Raw genomic sequence first — 16971 nt, 5'->3', positions numbered from 1 at the left:
AGCTCCCTGTTTTTGCGCATGTCTTTATCCCGAAACCGGTGGCCACTTTCGGGAGACATGCTGCAGGCCTATCGCTTTAGCGTCTCTGCGAGCCGGACCAGATCCAGGAAACCCGATCGATAACCGAACGGGTCTTCGCCGCGCGCGTTGCGGGCGATATCGAGGATCGAGCCGTAGGAATAGGCTTCAAGCGCCCCGGCGCCCCGCAATTTCTGCCCGAAGGCGGCAACCGCCGTTGCAAAGCGGACATCCTGCGGCGCCGCGTTGAAATCGCTGACGGCATTTGCCTGTGTCACCGCGGTGGTGATGAGCCTGCTCGTGTCGCCATCCGGTTGCTTGTAGCGAAGCTTGACGAAGGCGAGTTCGTCGGAAGCAGGCGTTTCGGAGGACGGTTTGCCATAACGCAGCGGATCGTTGAGCACGGCCTCGCTGCCTTTCGGAGTGACCTCATAGATCGCCGTCACCGCATGGCCGGAGCCGATATCGCCGGCATCGACGCGGTCATTGTTGAAATCCTCCCGTCGCAACGCACGCGTCTCGTAACCGATCAGCCTGTATTCGGCGATCCGCGCGGGGTTGAATTCGACCTGAATTTTTACATCCTTGGCGATTGGGAAAAGCGTCGACCCAGCCTCGTCCACCAGCGCCTTTTGCGCCTCCGCCAGCGTATCGATATAGGCGGCCGTGCCATTGCCGTTCTGGGCAAGCGTCTGCATCAGGCTATCGTTGAGATTGCCTTCACCGAAGCCGAGCACCGACAGATAGATGCCGTCGCGACGGCGATCCTCGATCAGGCGCTTGAGATCGCCATCGCTCGATGCGCCGACATTGAAATCGCCATCGGTCGCCAGCATGACGCGGTTGACGCCATCCTTGATGAAAGCCTGGCGCGCCAGATCGTATGCCGCCTCGATGCCTTGCGCACCGGCGGTCGAGCCACCCGGCTGCAGCGTGTCGATGGCGTTCAGGATCTTGCCACGTTCGCTGGCGGACGTGGGCTCGAGCACCGTGCCGGCAGAACCGGCATAGGTGACGATCGAGACCTTGTCCTCCGGTCTCAGCTTGCCGACCAATAGGCGGAAGGCACTTTTCAGCAGAGGCAGCTTATCCGGTTCATTCATCGAACCGGAAACGTCGATCAGGAACACAAGGTTGGCAGGCGGAGTGGTGGACGGAGCCAGGTCATAGCCCTTGATTGCCACGTTCATCAGCTGTGTGCCGGCATTCCAGGGCGTCGGCGTCACGGTGACGGTGGTGCGGAACGGCGTTTCGGCCGATTGCGGGCGCGGCCAGTCATAAGGGAAATAGTTGACCATCTCCTCGACGCGAACACTGTCGGGATCGGGCAACCTTCCCTGCATCAACGAACGACGGACGACAGCATAGGAGGCAGTGTCGACGTCGACGGAGAAGGTCGAGACCGGATCGGTGGCGACGCTTTTGACCGGATTGGGATCGGCATTGGTGAAACGGTCCCGGCCCTGATCGGGCAGCGGGGCAACCGTGTCAAACGTTGCGGTATTGCCGTAACGCGCATCCGCCTGCGGCGCGGCACGGGAGGCCATGGGGCCGGCGGGCGAAGGCGACACGGGCTCGACCAACGGTGCTGTCGATGGTTTGACCGGCTGCTGCAGCGATCGTTTTGCAGCTCCGCCGGATGCCTCCTGCCTGTTCAGCAATTCTGCAGTCTCACCCGCGTCGAAATTGCTCCGATGGTCGACCGGCGGGAGAGCCTCCTGCCCTTCTGCCTTTAGCTCGGGCATTGCAGCTGGCGGCGGGGCGGAAATGTCGGTGGAAACAGGCAGGCTGCCGCGCGTCAGTTCGAAAGTAAGATAGGCGGCCGAAGGGACAAGCAGAAGCGTGGCCAGCGCCGAGCCTGCAAGGTAGTGATTCCGGGTAATCATGTTGTTGCTCCAGATCCGGTTGAGGATGGAGCTTTGACGGTGCCACCAGCTTGTTCCTTGGGTCTGGCTCGCATTTTTTTCTTCCGCGTCAAAAGCCTGCATGGCGGCGGAAAGCGCACGGGTGCGTGCAGCCTCCGAAGGAGTGGGAGCCGGCGGATTGTTCCGCAATCTGTCGAATTCGTCGGTCATGGTCAGACTGCCTCCTTCCTGAGAAGGTCCTTCAATCGTTTGCGTGCCTCGTGCAGATGCCAGGACACGGTTTTTTCGGAACAACCGATCACATCGGCCGCCGCAGCGTGGCTGAGGCCTTCGGCATAAACGAGCAAGACCGCATCACGCTGTTTTTCCGGCAAAGTACGGACAGCGGCCCAGAGTGCGTCATCGCCGCTACTATCGTGCTCAGGCGGCGGCGAAGCATAAAGCGGGTCGTTTGCGAGCCGTTTCTCGTCGCGACTGCGGCGAGCGGCCTGGCGCTGGTGATCGCGTACCGCATTCAGAGTCATGGTGTAGAGCCACGTACGCAAGGAAGAGTTTCCCCGGAACCCGCGGATCGCCCGGGCCAGCCTTATGCAGACCTCCTGGGCGATATCTTCGGCATCGCTTGCGACACCGGACCACCGCCAGGCGACCGCATGGATGAAATCGTAATGCGTTTCGATCAGTGCCGAGAATGCATCCCGGTCACCTTCGCACGCTCTCTTGAGGATCTCGGCGCTCACGCTCGTATTATCCGCTTTCTCGTCTTCTGGAGCTTAGACGTCAGGCGGGAGAAAATCCTTGGGTGGTCAGCGAAAAAAATATTCCATCGTCTTATCGACATAAAAGAGGCCGGCCCCTTTTCGTCAGGAACCGGCCCTTTTTCGGTCTCATGTCAGCAAGTCGTGTCAGGCTGCGACCGCGGATTCGCGCACGTCATCGAACAGGAAGTGGGCGACGACATATTTCGTCGTGTATTTTGCGCCACTGTCGGAGACGGTATCATCAGATCCGCCATCGGCCGGGTGCCAGGCGTGATAATGTGGATTGTTGGCGATCAGCGTGATCGCCTTGCCGGCAAAGCGTCCATCGAGCCGGTAACGGGCCTCGGCGAGTGGCCAGATCCGTTCGAAATCCTGCTGTGACAGACGAACCTTCAGGGCTGGTCGATTGATCGCATCAAGCTCCACACCATCTTCATTCACAGAGGCCGGGGCCTCCAGCATGACCTCCTCGGCGTTGTCCAGAATGTAGTCAAACTCGTCAGGCCACATACGTTTCATACAGTCACTCCTCCCGGCTGGTTTCATATGTCAGACATCATGAATGTAGCGCGCCTGTTGGCAGACGCAATGCGCTTGAGATGCGATGGCGATTTTGACGCGGCTCAGCCCAGCGCCCGCATGTGGAATTTGAGCTGTTCCCTGGGATAACGGTACACTTGGCCGACCGGACAGGCATTGCGTGCAAGGCAACCGGAGACCATGCAACCGCCCTGCCCCGATGGCATTACGAGGTGGCTGCGACAGGCCGAAACTTCGAAATCCGCAGGATCCATGCAGATGGCAGAAACGGGACAGGTGGTCAGGCATGGTTTCGTCTCGCAGACGTCACAGGCATGTCTCCCACCGGTGACGGCCTTTCCGGCATGGGACTTTCCGACCATAGCGGGAAAACCGATCGCACCACGATAACCATGCCAGAGACCGTATTTGGGATGAATGAGGATGCCGAGCGGAGAAGGCTTGAGCCCTTCGGCACGCATTGCCCATTGCTGGAAAGGTTGCCAGGGCGGATCGGAGGGGAAATAGGGCGTGCCGCCGAGTGCTTTCGCCAGAGGACGGATGATCTCCTTCGACCATGTGTCGAGCGGATCAGGGCAGTCGTAGTGCTCCTTCCAACTAGAGAAGGCCGGCCAGATCGAGCCGCCAACATTCCCGAGCAGAACGACCGAGGCGGCATATTTTCCATCAACCAGCAAAGGCCCCTCGCCTTCGGCAAAATCCGTCGCGCCGCGGATCTGGATACCGCTCGGCTTAAGCGCAGCTTCGATCTCGCGACAGATGGACGAGGGGTCGCTCATCGTCTCAGCGCGGCCCCTTGTATTCGTAATGCGGTCGCCAGACGCTGCCTTGGATAAAATCGGCGACCTGCCTTGCGCCGCCTTGCTCCCTGGCGGCCTCGGGCTCTCTTCAAGTGAAGGCGTCGGGCATACTGTCCTTGCGGCCCTTGATGAAGGCGAGAAGCGCTTCATCAACCGCCGGATCGAGCGGCGGGGCTTCGTAGTGATCGAGCCAGGAGCGGCACAGCGCGTTGGCGCGGTCTTCGATGCGCTTCGAGCCTTCGATTTCCCACTGCTCGAAGGAATTGTTGTCGGCGAGCGGCGAGCGGTAGAAAGCGGTCTGGAAATGCGCCTGGGTGTGGCCGCAGCCGAGATAATGGCTGCCCGGCCCGACTTCACGGATCGCATCGAGGGCCTGGCCTTCGGGGGACAGATCGACGCCTTCCGCCATTCTCTGCATCATGCCGAGCTGGTCCTGGTCGATCATGAACTTTTCATAGGACGAGACCAGTCCGCCTTCGAGCCATCCGGCGGCATGGAGAACGAAATTGGTGCCGGCGAGCAGCGTCATGTTGAGCGTATTGGCCGATTCGTGGGCTGCCTGTGCGTCCGGAACCTTGGAAGCACAAAGTGAACCGCCGGTACGGAACGGCAGGCCGAGACGGCGGGCAAGCTGGGCTGCACCGTAAGAGACAAGAGAAGGCTCGGGCGTTCCGAATGTCGGGGCGCCGGACTGCATCGAGATCGAGGCCGCAAAAGTGCCGAACAGGACGGGCGAGCCGGGGCGGATGAGCTGGGTGGTTGCGGCCCCGGCCAGAACCTCCGCCAGAATTTGCGTCAGCGTTCCTGCAACCGTGACCGGGCTCATGGCGCCCGACAGGATGAAAGGCGAAACGACCGAAGCCTGGTTATGCCGTGCATAGACTTTCAGTGCACCGAGCATCGTGCCGTCGAAGACCATCGGCGAATTGGCGTTGATGAGGTTCAGCGTGACACAATTGTTCTCGACGAAGTCGTCGCCAAAAACGAGTTTCGCCATGGCGACCGTATCTTCGGCGCGTTCGGGAGCGGTGACCGACCCCATGAACGGTTTGTCGGAGTATTTGATATGGCTGTAGACCATATCGAGATGACGCTTGTTGACCGGCACATCGACCGGCTCGCAGACCGTGCCACCGGAGGAATGCATCGACGGCGCCATATAGGACAGTTTCACAAAATTGCGGAAATCCTCGATCGTCGCGTAACGTCTGACGCCATCGAGATCGCGGACGAAGGGCGGGCCGTAGACGGGCGCAAAGATGGTCGCCTTGCCGCCGACATGGACGCTGCGCTCCGGGTTGCGCGCATGCCAGGTAAACTCGCTCGGAGCGGTCTTCAGCAGTTCACGGCACAGGCCCTTGGGGAAATGCACGCGGCTGCCGCGCACATCGGCACCGGCCTTGGCCCAGAGTTCCAGCGCTTCCTCGTCGTCGCGGAACTCGATGCCGATCTCGTCGAGTATGATGTCGGCATTGCGTTCGATCAGCTCCAGCCCCTCTTCGTCGAGGACCTCGTAAGAGCCGATCCTGCGGGTGATATAGGGCAAGGATGCGCCGGGGCCGCCGCCCGTTCGCGCTGCCCGCCTGCCGGCGGCTCCCCGCTCGCCCCGACCGCGCCGTCCAGAACCACCACCCGCGTCCGCCTGCTGGCTGATATCGTCCATGATCTTCCTCGCCTCGATCTCACCTGGTCTTTTGATGGTCATGCTAGGCCGCCGCACAGCGACGCTCCTGCCTTTATGCGTCACCTACTTGTGCGAGACAGACATTCTATCATGCGCCGCCGAGTGTCGCTTTCCGACGTGCGACGTCGCTTACGAAAGAAAACCCGAAACAAAATACGGTTAGACATAGTTGCGGGTATCGTTACGATCTGGGCGATCCGGAACATCGCCCCCAACCAGGGAAGAGAATTCATGTCCGACGACGACATCATTCTATCGGAGCTTTCCGACGAAGAGCTCGTTCAACAGATGCATGACGATCTCTATGACGGTCTCAGAGAAGAGATCGAAGAAGCGACCAATATCCTGCTGGAGCGCGGCTGGACGCCCTATGACGTTCTGACCCAGGCTCTGGTCGAGGGCATGCGGATCGTCGGCATCGACTTTCGCGACGGCATTCTCTTCGTGCCGGAAGTGCTTCTGTCTGCCAATGCGATGAAGGCCGGCATGGCGATCCTTCGGCCGCTTCTGGCAGAAACCGGAGCTCCGAAACTCGGCAAGGTGGTGATCGGTACGGTGAAGGGCGACATTCACGACATCGGCAAGAACCTCGTCGGCATGATGATGGAGGGCGCCGGATTCGACGTCGTCGATCTCGGCATCAACAATCCGGTCGAGAACTATCTCGATGCGATCGAGCGCGAAAAGCCGGATATTCTTGGCATGTCGGCGCTTCTGACGACGACTATGCCCTATATGAAAGTCGTGATCGACACCATGAAGGAAAAGGGCATTCGCGACGATTATGTCGTGCTGGTCGGCGGCGCGCCGCTCAACGAGGAATTCGGCAAGGCGGTCGGTGCCGATGCCTATTGCCGTGACGCAGCAGTCGCCGTCGAAACCGCGAAAGATTTCATCAGCCGCCGTCACAACCTGATGGCCGCAGGCGCCTGACGGGCAGCGCCGCATCTCACGTGATGCGGCGCGTTTCTATCGACCGTCTCGATTTAGTGCGAAGCTGCACGGTCTACACGACGACCGGCGTCCTGGGTGGCGTTCACGGTATTTGCCGTATCCTGACCCATGCCGCGGATCGTATTACCGCAGGAGCTGAGCGAAACCGTGGTGGCGAAAAGTGCGGCGATAACTGTGAATGTCTTGGCCGTCATGATGGAATACTCCGATGGGTAAGGATCAAAATGTGCCGGAAAGTGATTTTCCGGCTATGGAACGTTCAACTCGCGAAAAAGTTCACGTGATCGCATGCGGAGCGATCGCAAGGGAAATTCTTGCTGTTTCCAGGCAACAGGGGCTCGATCATATCGACCTTAACTGCCTGCCGGCGATTTGGCACGCCTATCCGCAAAAGATCGTTCCGGGGCTGGAACGGGCCGTGGCAGAAGCCAGACTAAACGGGTTCGAGAGAATCTTTTTCGCCTATGCCGATTGCGGCACCGGCGGCGAGATCGACCGGCTGTGTGAGCGCGAGGGCATTGCCCGGATCGAGGGGCCGCACTGTTATTCGTTCTTCTCCGGCAATGAGGCCTTCAAAGACAAGGCCGACGATGATCTCCTGTCATTCTTCCTCACGGATTTTCTCGCACGCCAGTTTCGTGCCTTCGTCATCGAGCCGCTTGGCCTCGATCGCCACCCCGAGTTGAAGCCAATGTATTTCGGCAATTACAGAAAACTCATCTATCTCTCGCAGGAGGAGGACGAGGACTTGCAGCGCAAGGCACGCGAGGCCGCGGATTATCTGGGGCTGGAATACGAATATCGTTTTACCGGCTATGGGGATCTGAACTCGGCGATCAAGTCGGCCTGAAGGCTTTTGCTGCATTCATGCAGATGTGCGCAGGACCAATATGAGGCGACGTCGCTTTTTGCTCGTTGCGACGTCGTGGCAAGCACAGACCGAGCGAACCTTCCGGTGCATGTTCAAAGAATAAGCGGAGGAACTCATGGCGGATCGCATTGTCGTCTTCTGGCGGGATATCCCGGCTCAGGTGATCATTAAAAAGGGACGGCAGACCGCCAAACGCGAGCTTTCGCTGCGCTTCACCGAGGCAATCGACATGTGCGCCATGCGCACCGGAGCTGCGGAAACCGACGATTATCTGGCCGAATGGCGCAAGGCCGATCCGGTGCCGGTTTCCGACGATCTGGAAGCCGAGGCCGATACGGCGGCGGCAGGCCTTGAAGCCGCCTACGACAAGGACAGGCTCGTGGCGCTGGTGAAGGCCGGCGGCCGGGAGAGCGCATAAACGATCGTCATCCACTCCATCACCTCCCCTTTAGCCGGAGATCGCAATGACACGTACCATCGTCGCATCCGCAACCCGGGAAGTCGTGATCGGCTTCGACCAGCCTTTCTGCGTCATCGGAGAGCGGATAAACCCGACCGGGCGTAAGAAGCTGGCCGCCGAGATGATCGAGGGCAATTTCGACACCGTCATCAAGGACGCCTTGGAACAGGTGGCAGCAGGGGCAACGATGCTCGACGTCAATGCCGGTGTCACCTCGGTCAATCCGAACGAGACCGAACCCGGCCTTCTGGTGCAGACGCTGGAAATCGTCCAGGGACTGGTCGACGTGCCGCTGTCGATCGACAGTTCGGTTACGGCAGCGATCGAGGCAGCGCTGAAGGTCGCCAAGGGGCGGCCGCTGATCAATTCTGTCACCGGCGAGGAAGAAAAGCTCGAGGCGATCCTGCCGCTTTGCAAGAAATACGACGTGCCGGTCGTGGCGATCTCGAATGACGAGACCGGCATTTCGATGGATCCCGACGTGCGTTTTGCCGTGGCCAAGAGGATCGTCGAGCGCGCTGCCGATTATGGCATCAAGCCGCATGACATCGTTGTCGATCCGCTGGTAATGCCAATCGGCGCACTCGGGTCGGCGGGACTGCAGGTGTTTGCACTGTTGCGCCGGCTGCGCGAAGAGTTGAAGGTCAACACGACCTGCGGGCTTTCTAATATTTCCTTCGGCCTGCCGCATCGCCACGGCATCAATGCAGGTTTCATTCCGATGGTCATCGGTGCCGGCATGACATCAGCGATCATGAACCCCTGCCGGCCGCAGGAAATGGAGGCTGTTCGCGCTGCAAATGTGCTTAATGGCACCGACCAGAACTGCGGCAACTGGATCATGACCTATCGCGACTACAAACCTGCCGAGGGAGGTGCGACCGCAGCCGCGGTCCCTGCCCCATCGGCTGGTGGCGGACGGCGTGGTGGACGGGCCGCACGGGCTGGAGCGGGAGCGAGGGCGGAGTAAGCGAACGAGAATGGCTGACGCATCCCGTAGAGATCCCCTTGTTCTGTTCATGCCATCCGGCAAGCGCGGCCGATTTGTGGCCGGCACGCAGGTGCTCGATGCCGCGCGCCAGCTCGGGGTTTATGTGGAAAGCGTCTGCGGCGGGCGGGCGACATGCGGGCGTTGCCAGATCTCCGTGCAGGAAGGCAATTTCGCCAAGCATGGGATCGTCTCTTCGGTGGATCATCTCTCCGAGGCGGGACCGAAGGAAGAACGATACGACCGGGTGCGCGGACTGCCCGAAGGGCGCAGGCTTTCCTGTTCGGCGCAGATCCTCGGCGACCTAGTCATCGATGTGCCGCAGGATACGGTCATCAACGCGCAAGTGGTGCGCAAGGCGGCCGACGAGCGGGTGTTCGACCGCAATCCGGCTGTGCGCATGTGTTATGTCGAGGTCGAGGAGCCCGACATGGAAAAGCCACTCGGTGATCTCGACCGGCTGAAAGTGGCGCTCGCGACCGACTGGCATTTCGACGATGTCGAAGTGGATTTCCATATCACCCCGCAGGTGCAGCAGATCCTGCGCAAGGGCGAGTGGAAGGTGACGGCGGCGATCCACAAGGATCGCGAGGACGAGCGCCCTCGCCTGATCGCCCTTTATCCGGGGCTGAAGAACGAGGCTTACGGGATCGCCTGTGATATCGGCTCGACGACGATCGCCATGCATCTTTCGTCGCTTCTCTCCGGCCGCACGGTGGCATCCGCAGGCACGTCCAACCCGCAGATCCGCTTCGGCGAAGACCTGATGAGCCGCGTCTCCTATGTGATGATGAACCCGGACGGACGCGGAGCGATGACCGATGCCGTGCGCGAGGCTCTGAACGGCTTGATCGACAAGGTATGCGCCGAGGGCGATATTTCGCGTGAAGACATTCTCGACAGTGTCTTTGTCGGAAATCCGATCATGCACCACCTGTTTCTCGGCATCGATCCGACGGAACTGGGCGGAGCACCGTTCGCGCTGGCGGTTTCAGGGGCCGTGGAGGTCAAGTCTTCGGAAATCGGCCTGCCGATGAACGCCGGCACGCGGACCTATCTCCTGCCCTGTATTGCCGGACATGTGGGTGCCGATGCTGCCGCGGCGACCCTTTCCGAGGGACCGCACAGGCAGGACGAGATGATGCTGCTGGTCGACATCGGTACCAATGCGGAAATCGTGCTCGGCAACCGGGCGCGTGTCGTGGCTGCCTCGTCTCCGACCGGGCCTGCTTTCGAGGGCGCCGAGATTTCGTCTGGCCAGCGCGCGGCACCGGGTGCGATCGAGCGGGTGCGGATCGATGCAGTCACTCTCGAACCACGGTTCCGCGTGATCGGCGTCGAGCCATGGTCTGACGAGCCGGGTTTCGGCGAAGCGGCAGCGCAAATCGGTGTCACCGGCATTTGCGGTTCCGCCATCATCGAAGTTATCGCCGAAATGTATCTTTCGGGGATCATTTCTGAGGATGGCGTCGTCGACGGCGCGATGGCCGCCCGCAGCTCGCGCATTCTCGAAAATGGCCGCACCTTCTCCTATCTGCTACATGATGGGACGCCGAGGATCACCGTGACGCAGAACGACGTGCGGGCGATCCAGCTTGCCAAGGCGGCACTTTATGCCGGCGTAAAACTTTTGATGGACAAGCAGGGCGTCAGCCATCTCGACCGGATCGGACTTGCAGGCGCCTTCGGCACGTTCATCGACCCCAAATACGCGATGGTGCTGGGCCTGATCCCCGACTGCGATCTCGATAAGGTGAAGGCCGTCGGCAATGCGGCGGGAACCGGCGCGCGCATGTGCCTGCTCAATCGCGATTATCGCCGCGAGATCGAGGAAACGGTCAGAAAGATCGAGAAGATCGAGACTGCGCTGGAGCCGAAATTCCAGGAGCATTTCGTGGCGGCGATGGCGCTGCCGAACAAAGTCGATGCGTTTCCCAACCTCGGGATGGTCGTTACCCTGCCGGAACGAAAGATGTTGGCTGATGCAGGTGCCGATGGCGGACGCAGAAGGCGCCGCTCGCGTGATACGTGAGCGGCGCCAGATATTATCTTGAAATGATGCAACTCAGGCCGCGACGGCATCCAGCGAACTGAAGGCATCCTTGATGCTCTCCGCAACCGCCTTGGCCGGAATGGAGAGATTCGGAGCGGTCAGAAGGCGGATATCGAACGTGATGAGATCCGGCATGCCTTCCTTGGGACCAAGGATCTGCATGTCCTCGGTAATGTAGGACAGTGGGAAAGGCGCGATCGCAAGGTCGGAAACAACTGCAGCACGCTGCGCCATCGTGTGGGCGCTGGCATAGGCGATCCGGTAAGGCCGTTTCTGTTTGTCCAGCTGGGCGATCGCATCATTGCGCCAGACGCAGCCTTCTTCCCAAACAGAGATAGGAATCGGATCGCGCAGATAGGCATTGCCGCATTTTGCGCCGGCCCAGACGAGTTTTTCGGTATGGATGATTTCGCCGCCGGTCGGAAACGGGCGGGTGGCGCAGTTGATCAGTGCCAGATCAAGCCGCTGTTCCTCCATACGCTTGCGCAACAGCGTGCTCTGATCGACAGTTACGTCGACCATGATGCCGGGAAAATGCTCGCCGAAATCCTTGAGGATCTTCGGCAGCAGCCTTTCGGATATATCATCCGGCGCGCCGAGGCGCACCACGCCCGACAGTTCCGGCATGACAAAGCGCGACACGGCCTCATTGGACAATGCCAGCATGCGCCGAGCATAAGATAAAAGCACTTCGCCATTCTGGGTGAGCGTCACCGAACGGGCATCACGCAGAAAAAGCGTCGACTTCAACTGCTCTTCCAGCTTTTTGATCTGCATCGAGACTGCCGAGGGCGTTCGCAGTACGACATCGGCAGCCGTCGAAAAATTGCCGGTCTCGGCAATGGCGACGAAAGTGCGCAGGACATCATTATCAAGCAATGGCAGCGGCGTTCTGAACGGTACGGTCATCGGTGCACCCATCAAATTTTCTGAACTTAAGCACCATATCATTTCGTTTGATTGAAAGTCAAACAGGACGGATACTTCAAAACATCGGAAGCAGGCATCGTTACAAAACAGAATTTCATAAGACGTGCGACAGCCATCCGATCGATTGATGGATTGGCCTTTTCCCTCCCAGAAGGAAGCGCCGAAAATCTGAATGGAATCCAAGGAGCAAACGAAATGACCACTATCACTTATCTCGACCAGCGCCGGTTAGGCGCCTCATCAAAGCCTCAGACCTCCCGCCCGCAGCAGATCATGTCCCTGTTCGATCGTGTGGTTGCAGCCTGGAACCGCCGCAAGACGGAACGCATGCTGGAAGGGCTTCCGCAGGAAATCCGAAAGGACATTGGCTGGCCGACCACGATCGGCAAGTGATGTGCATCACGGGGGCGACCCGTTACACAGGCTGGATAGTTCCGGCGATACAGAGATCTGTACCCTAGCATGGTCCGCCAGCCAGACGCTGCGGACCATGTCGCATTCCGGCAATTTGATAAAATGCAGGAAAAGCCAGCAACCTGTCACCAGTGCGACGCCTGGATGTCGCAAAAATGCCATTTCCCTGTCGTCAAAAGCTCTGCTCAAGAATAGCATCCATGCGAGTGTCGCTTTTGAAGCAATGCAAGACCGCATCAAGCGGCGGCAAGGGGAACTACGACAATGGATCTGACCAGCAAGCCACAGGTAAAGAAACGCACGATCGTCTTCTTTCTCGTTCCGCACTTCACCATGCTGCCGTTTTCGGCGGCGATCGAAACGCTGCGGATTGCCAACCGCATGCTTGGTTATTCGGCTTATAGCTGGCGGCTCTGTTCCGCCGATGGCGAAAAGGTATATTCGTCGAGCGGGATAGGTATAGAAGTCAATTCGTCGCTGGCAGACGAAAGACGTCATCTTAGCGGCGAAAACCGGCCAAACATGGTTCTCGTCTGCTCAGGTATTTATGTCGAGGAATTCAACAACAAGTCCGTCAATGCGTGGCTGCGCGAAACCTATAATCGTGGAATCGCCGTCGGCAGCCTGTGCACCGGAGCGCATGTCCTGGCCCAGGCGGGTCTGCTCAACGGCAAACGCTGTGCGATCCACTGGGAAAACCTGCCCGGTTTTTCCGAAGCCTTTCCGCAGGCAGAGGTCTATGCCGATCTCTATGAGGTCGACGGCAATCTCTATACCTGCGCCGGCGGCACGGCATCGCTCGACATGATGCTCAACCTGATCGGCCAGGATTTTGGCGATAACCTCGTCAACAGGGTCTGCGAACAGCAATTGACCGACCGTGTGCGCAACCCGCATGACCGGCAGCGCCTGCCGCTTCGCGCGCGTCTCGGGGTGCAGAATTCCAAGGTTCTTTCGATCATCGAACTGATGGAAAACAATCTTGCGGAGCCTTTGTCGCTCATAGAGATCGCCGATGATGCTGGCCTATCCCGTCGGCAGATCGAACGGCTGTTCCGCCAGGAAATGGGCCGTTCGCCGGCACGCTATTATCTCGAAATCAGACTGGACCGCGCCCGTCACCTGCTGGTTCAGTCCTCCATGCCGGTGGTCGAAGTGGCCGTCGCCTGCGGCTTCGTTTCCGCCTCGCATTTTTCCAAATGCTATCGCGAGGTTTATAACCGCTCGCCGCAGCAGGAGCGCGCCGAGCGCAAGCTGACGCTCAACACGGCGCGCACCGGCGTCGTCGTCTGACCCGGAGATGGCGGGCCGCCTATTGGCCCGTCACGCCTCGTCCTTCAGCGTCTCCTTCTGGGTTATCAGGCGGGCGCTGTGCTGGCCCGAAAGATAGATCCACAACCAGCTCCAGGCGACGGCGAGCCGTGATCGCGTGCCGATCAGGAAGTAGATATGGGCGAGCCCCCATATCCACCAGGCAAGACCGCCCTTCAGCTTAATCCTGCCGAAATCGATGACAGCGGCGCGTTTTCCGATCGTGGCAAGATTGCCCTGGTGGAAATACTTGAAAGGAGCTGGAGCCGGCTTATTCGCCAGCCGTGCGTTGATGACCTTGGCAACATAGGAACCTTGCTGCTTGGCAGCCGGCGCGATACCGGGAACAGGCTTTCCATCGTCCTGTTTGACCGAGGCTGTGTCGCCAATGACGAAGATGTTCGGATCGTGTACCGCGGAAAGATCGGGACCTACAATGGTACGCCCTGCCCGGTCGGCCTCGGCCTGAATCCACTGTGCGGCGGGAGATGCCTGCACGCCAGCCGCCCAGATGACCGTTCGGCAAGGCACGAAGGTTTCGCCGACCGTGATGCCCTCCTCGGTAATCTCAGTTACAGGCTTCCCGGTTCTGACTTCGACGCCAAGCTTTTCCAGCGCTGATTTTGCATAGGCCGACAGATCCTCGGAAAAGGCGGCAAGAACCCGCGGGCCGGCCTCTATCAGCATCACCTTCGTGGCCGTCGTATCGATATTGCGAAACTCCGGAGGCAGAACTTTCTGAGCAAGTTCGGCAATCGTGCCGGCCATCTCGACGCCCGTCGGGCCGGCGCCGATGATGGCGAAGTTCAATAGCGCATCGCGGTCGGCCGTCTTCTCCGAAAGTTCAGCCCGTTCGAAGGCAAGCAGGATACGGCGACGCAGCGTCGTTGCATCTTCCAGCGTCTTCAAGCCGGGCGCGAGCTTTTCCCATTCGTCGCGACCGAAATAGGCATGGCGTGCGCCCGTTGCCAGAACGAGCGTGTCATAAGGGATAGCGCGGCCGGATTGGAGGCGAACGAGCTTGGCCTCCGTATCGACGCCGACAACCTCATCCAGAATGGTGGTCACATCCTTCCGATCGCGGTAAAGCCTGCGAATCGGCCAGGCGATTTCCGAGGTTGCGAGCAATGTCGTCGCGACCTGGTAGAGAAGCGGTTGGAACAGATGGTGATTGCGCCGGTCGATCAGGGTTATATCGGCCGAGCTGCCTTTAAGCCCATGAACGGTCTGGATTCCTCCAAAACCACCACCGACGACGACAATCCTATGCTTGGTCACTGTAAGCGCCCTTTCTTCTGGCAGCTTCAACGAACGCAGGCCCCGACCACGACAGGCGGAGCCGCGCTAACAGTGACTTAGGTTGACAATCCTCAAGAACAAATGCGCTGAGCGCATATCACCGATCCAATTCAAAGTGATCCGATAGGATGCAGACCTCAGACCGCCTGGCCGCAGGCGCGGCGGAAGCGGCGGACAGTTTCCGCCATGCCGAATTCCAAGGCATCGGCCGTCAAGCCGTGGCCGATCGAGACTTCCGCCAGTTTCGGGATACGTTTGACCAGCGCCGGAAGGTTGGCAACCGTCAGATCGTGGCCGGCATTGACGCCGAGACCAAGAGCGATTGCGGCATCCGCGGTCTTACCCAGATCGACAAGAATGTCCGCGCCCTTCTGCGGATCGTCGAAGCAGCCGCCATATGGACCGGTATAAAGCTCGATACGATCGGCCCCCGTGGCCTTTGCCAGTTCGACGGCCTCGGTATCGCCATCACCATCGGCAAACAGCGAGACCCGTATGCCGCCCTTTTTCAGCCGCGCGACAATCGGCTTCAGCATCTCGCCATCACGGCGAAAATCAAACCCGTGATCGGACGTTGCCTGAGACGGATCATCAGGCACAAGCGTAACCTGCTCAGGTTCGATGTTTTCACAGAGGGCGAGAAAATCCTCGCTCGGATATCCCTCGATATTGAATTCCGCATGAGGGAACCCATCATCGATCAACGCCCGGATCGTCGGAAGGTCCGAGAAGCGGATATGCCGCTGATCAGGCCGGGGATGAACTGTCAGGCCGGAAGCGCCCGCCTGAAGTGCGATTCGCCCCAGATTTTCGACGCTCGGCCACGGAAGATCACGACGATTGCGCAGCATGGCAACGGCATTCAGGTTCACGGAAAGCAATGTAGTCATGGCGGGTATCCGTTGATGGGAGGACAATTCTTCTTAGATGACCGGCCGCGCAAAAACCACCAACCGAAGACCATGATTGTCATCAAGAATTTTCATCGAAGAGATTTTGGTGCACGGCAGGGTTGGATTTGATCGGATTTTATATTAGCCTTATCTAACAGAATTCACCCACCACCCACCGGACCGAGGCGGCGGACCGGGACTGGCGCGGCGAATTCTGTCACTTCTTTCTTTCCGCAAACAAAACAGACCGTATCAGAACAGCCGGGTAATCCTTCGTTATCGGGCAGGAGATTTGCGCTCATAAGCCGAAAATATCCTCCTATCCGCAGATTGAAGTACCCTGTCTTGTAGAATGTCTATTTTTGCAGTTGCGGCCTGCCCAGGAACCGTGTATCTCGCCTTCACCTTGGCACGGAGTGTAGCGCAGTCTGGTAGCGCATCTGGTTTGGGACCAGAGGGTCGGGAGTTCGAATCTCTCCACTCCGACCATTTATTTCCCAAAAAATCATCTGTTCTGAAGCGCTTACGCGCTTATCTCAACGCGTTTTGTTGCGAAACAGCAGCAACTTGTTGTGTTGACTGTCTTTAAGCTATGGTCGGGATGGTTTTTTAAAGTGGTTTCCGCGAACTCAGCAATCAGCCGCCATTGTGCAAAGGCTTGCCGATTACCTTGTCGCCGACCTTGATGCCAAGGGCTCTGGTGCGGCCGGCATTGAGTTCCAGCACGTATTTCACCGGGCCACGCGAATCGATTATATCGCGAGAGAAAGGCACCGCGTTTTCACGGATATGGGCGATCGACCCGTCAGTCCGGATGAAGACCATATCGAGCGCCAGAACCGTATTCTCCATCCACATGGACACCTGACGTTCCGCTCCGAAATCGAAGAGCATACCGTGATTGGTGTCCATCTGCTTGCGGAACATCAGGCCGTGTTCGCGTTGCGCGTCGTTGAGCGCAAGTTCGATCGTGAAAGGATAAGTCTTGCCGCCGGCGGTGCGAATGGACAGCTCGGATCGTGGAAAAACGATATCCTGTTGCGCCTGCGCCGTCTGCGATGACGCGCCGGCGGCAACAAAAACGAAGAAAAGCGCCATCAAGGCGCCTTTCATGATATTCTTGGTTTCTG

At 59.1% G+C, this 16971-nt stretch carries 17 protein-coding genes and 1 tRNA gene; 8 read left to right on the top strand and 10 right to left on the bottom strand.

Annotated features, from left to right (window positions below; genetic code table 11):
* Window positions 1–68: 68 nt before the first annotated feature.
* The 5 genes from HNQ72_RS00880 to HNQ72_RS00860 all read right to left on the bottom strand — a co-directional run bounded on the left by HNQ72_RS00880 (window position 69) and on the right by HNQ72_RS00860 (window position 5647).
* Entirely contained in the window at window positions 69–2093 is a 2025-nt protein-coding gene (locus HNQ72_RS00880; RefSeq protein ID WP_373289341.1) for a VWA domain-containing protein, read from the bottom strand.
* A gap of 2 nt (window positions 2094–2095) precedes the next feature.
* Window positions 2096–2623 carry an RNA polymerase sigma factor gene (locus HNQ72_RS00875; RefSeq protein WP_183989151.1) on the bottom strand — a complete coding sequence of 176 codons (528 nt, stop codon included), beginning with the start codon at window positions 2621–2623 and terminating at the stop codon, window positions 2096–2098.
* 165 nt (window positions 2624–2788) lie between these two features.
* A complete protein-coding gene (locus HNQ72_RS00870; protein WP_183991189.1) occupies window positions 2789–3154 on the bottom strand; it encodes a hypothetical protein in 366 nt (121 codons plus the stop codon).
* 113 nt (window positions 3155–3267) lie between these two features.
* The gene (locus tag HNQ72_RS00865) at window positions 3268–3963 is read right to left on the bottom strand and encodes a 4Fe-4S dicluster domain-containing protein (RefSeq protein WP_183989150.1); all 696 of its coding nucleotides are present in this window, start codon (window positions 3961–3963) and stop codon (window positions 3268–3270) included.
* Window positions 3964–4072: 109 nt separating this feature from the next.
* Window positions 4073–5647, bottom strand: a complete 1575-nt coding sequence (locus HNQ72_RS00860) for a trimethylamine methyltransferase family protein (protein ID WP_183991187.1) — start codon at window positions 5645–5647, stop codon at window positions 4073–4075.
* A gap of 252 nt (window positions 5648–5899) precedes the next feature.
* Between HNQ72_RS00860 and HNQ72_RS00855 the strand changes: the two genes are divergently transcribed.
* Window positions 5900–6601 carry a corrinoid protein gene (locus HNQ72_RS00855; RefSeq protein ID WP_183989149.1) on the top strand — a complete coding sequence of 234 codons (702 nt, stop codon included), beginning with the start codon at window positions 5900–5902 and terminating at the stop codon, window positions 6599–6601.
* A 53-nt stretch (window positions 6602–6654) separates the two neighbouring features.
* Here HNQ72_RS00855 and HNQ72_RS00850 read toward each other — a convergent pair whose 3' ends face one another.
* Complete coding sequence (locus HNQ72_RS00850) at window positions 6655–6816, bottom strand: entericidin domain-containing protein (protein WP_148146456.1); 162 nt, start codon at window positions 6814–6816, stop codon at window positions 6655–6657.
* Between the two features lie 14 nt (window positions 6817–6830).
* Between HNQ72_RS00850 and HNQ72_RS00845 the strand changes: the two genes are divergently transcribed.
* The 4 genes from HNQ72_RS00845 to HNQ72_RS00830 all read left to right on the top strand — a co-directional run bounded on the left by HNQ72_RS00845 (window position 6831) and on the right by HNQ72_RS00830 (window position 10973).
* On the top strand, window positions 6831–7472 hold the full coding sequence (locus tag HNQ72_RS00845) for a DUF1638 domain-containing protein (protein ID WP_183989148.1): 642 nt from the start codon (window positions 6831–6833) through the stop codon (window positions 7470–7472).
* Window positions 7473–7608: 136 nt separating this feature from the next.
* Entirely contained in the window at window positions 7609–7911 is a 303-nt protein-coding gene (locus HNQ72_RS00840) for a virulence factor (protein WP_183989147.1), read from the top strand.
* 46 nt (window positions 7912–7957) lie between these two features.
* Window positions 7958–8923, top strand: coding sequence for a methyltetrahydrofolate cobalamin methyltransferase (locus tag HNQ72_RS00835; protein ID WP_183989146.1), 966 nt, complete (start codon window positions 7958–7960; stop codon window positions 8921–8923).
* A 10-nt stretch (window positions 8924–8933) separates the two neighbouring features.
* Window positions 8934–10973 (top strand): ASKHA domain-containing protein, encoded by a 2040-nt coding sequence (locus HNQ72_RS00830; RefSeq protein ID WP_183989145.1) that lies wholly within the window; start codon window positions 8934–8936, stop codon window positions 10971–10973.
* A 33-nt stretch (window positions 10974–11006) separates the two neighbouring features.
* On the opposite strand, the gene HNQ72_RS00825 is transcribed toward HNQ72_RS00830, so the two are convergent.
* Complete coding sequence (locus HNQ72_RS00825; protein WP_373289340.1) at window positions 11007–11945, bottom strand: LysR family transcriptional regulator; 939 nt, start codon at window positions 11943–11945, stop codon at window positions 11007–11009.
* A gap of 174 nt (window positions 11946–12119) precedes the next feature.
* Here HNQ72_RS00825 and HNQ72_RS00820 point away from each other — a divergent pair, with 174 nt between their 5' ends.
* Window positions 12120–12317 (top strand): hypothetical protein, encoded by a 198-nt coding sequence (locus HNQ72_RS00820; protein ID WP_183989144.1) that lies wholly within the window; start codon window positions 12120–12122, stop codon window positions 12315–12317.
* 285 nt (window positions 12318–12602) lie between these two features.
* Entirely contained in the window at window positions 12603–13631 is a 1029-nt protein-coding gene (locus HNQ72_RS00815) for a GlxA family transcriptional regulator (RefSeq protein WP_148146450.1), read from the top strand.
* 30 nt (window positions 13632–13661) lie between these two features.
* On the opposite strand, the gene HNQ72_RS00810 is transcribed toward HNQ72_RS00815, so the two are convergent.
* Window positions 13662–14927, bottom strand: a complete 1266-nt coding sequence (locus HNQ72_RS00810; RefSeq protein ID WP_183989143.1) for an NAD(P)/FAD-dependent oxidoreductase — start codon at window positions 14925–14927, stop codon at window positions 13662–13664.
* A 158-nt stretch (window positions 14928–15085) separates the two neighbouring features.
* Complete coding sequence (locus HNQ72_RS00805; RefSeq protein ID WP_183989142.1) at window positions 15086–15838, bottom strand: pyridoxine 5'-phosphate synthase; 753 nt, start codon at window positions 15836–15838, stop codon at window positions 15086–15088.
* A gap of 415 nt (window positions 15839–16253) precedes the next feature.
* Here HNQ72_RS00805 and HNQ72_RS00800 point away from each other — a divergent pair.
* Window positions 16254–16330: transfer RNA gene (locus tag HNQ72_RS00800), tRNA-Pro, on the top strand.
* A gap of 147 nt (window positions 16331–16477) precedes the next feature.
* Here the strand turns inward: HNQ72_RS00800 and HNQ72_RS00795 are convergent.
* Window positions 16478–16954: a DUF192 domain-containing protein gene (locus HNQ72_RS00795; protein WP_244654258.1), complete on the bottom strand. Its 477-nt coding sequence runs from the start codon at window positions 16952–16954 to the stop codon at window positions 16478–16480.
* Window positions 16955–16971: the final 17 nt, after the last annotated feature.

Origin of the sequence: Aliirhizobium wenxiniae (assembly GCF_014201355.1) — a bacterium.
GTDB lineage: Bacteria > Pseudomonadota > Alphaproteobacteria > Rhizobiales > Rhizobiaceae > Neorhizobium > Neorhizobium wenxiniae.
The sequence above is the reverse complement of the archived record's forward strand: the minus strand, read 5'-3'. Positions and strand labels throughout refer to the sequence as shown.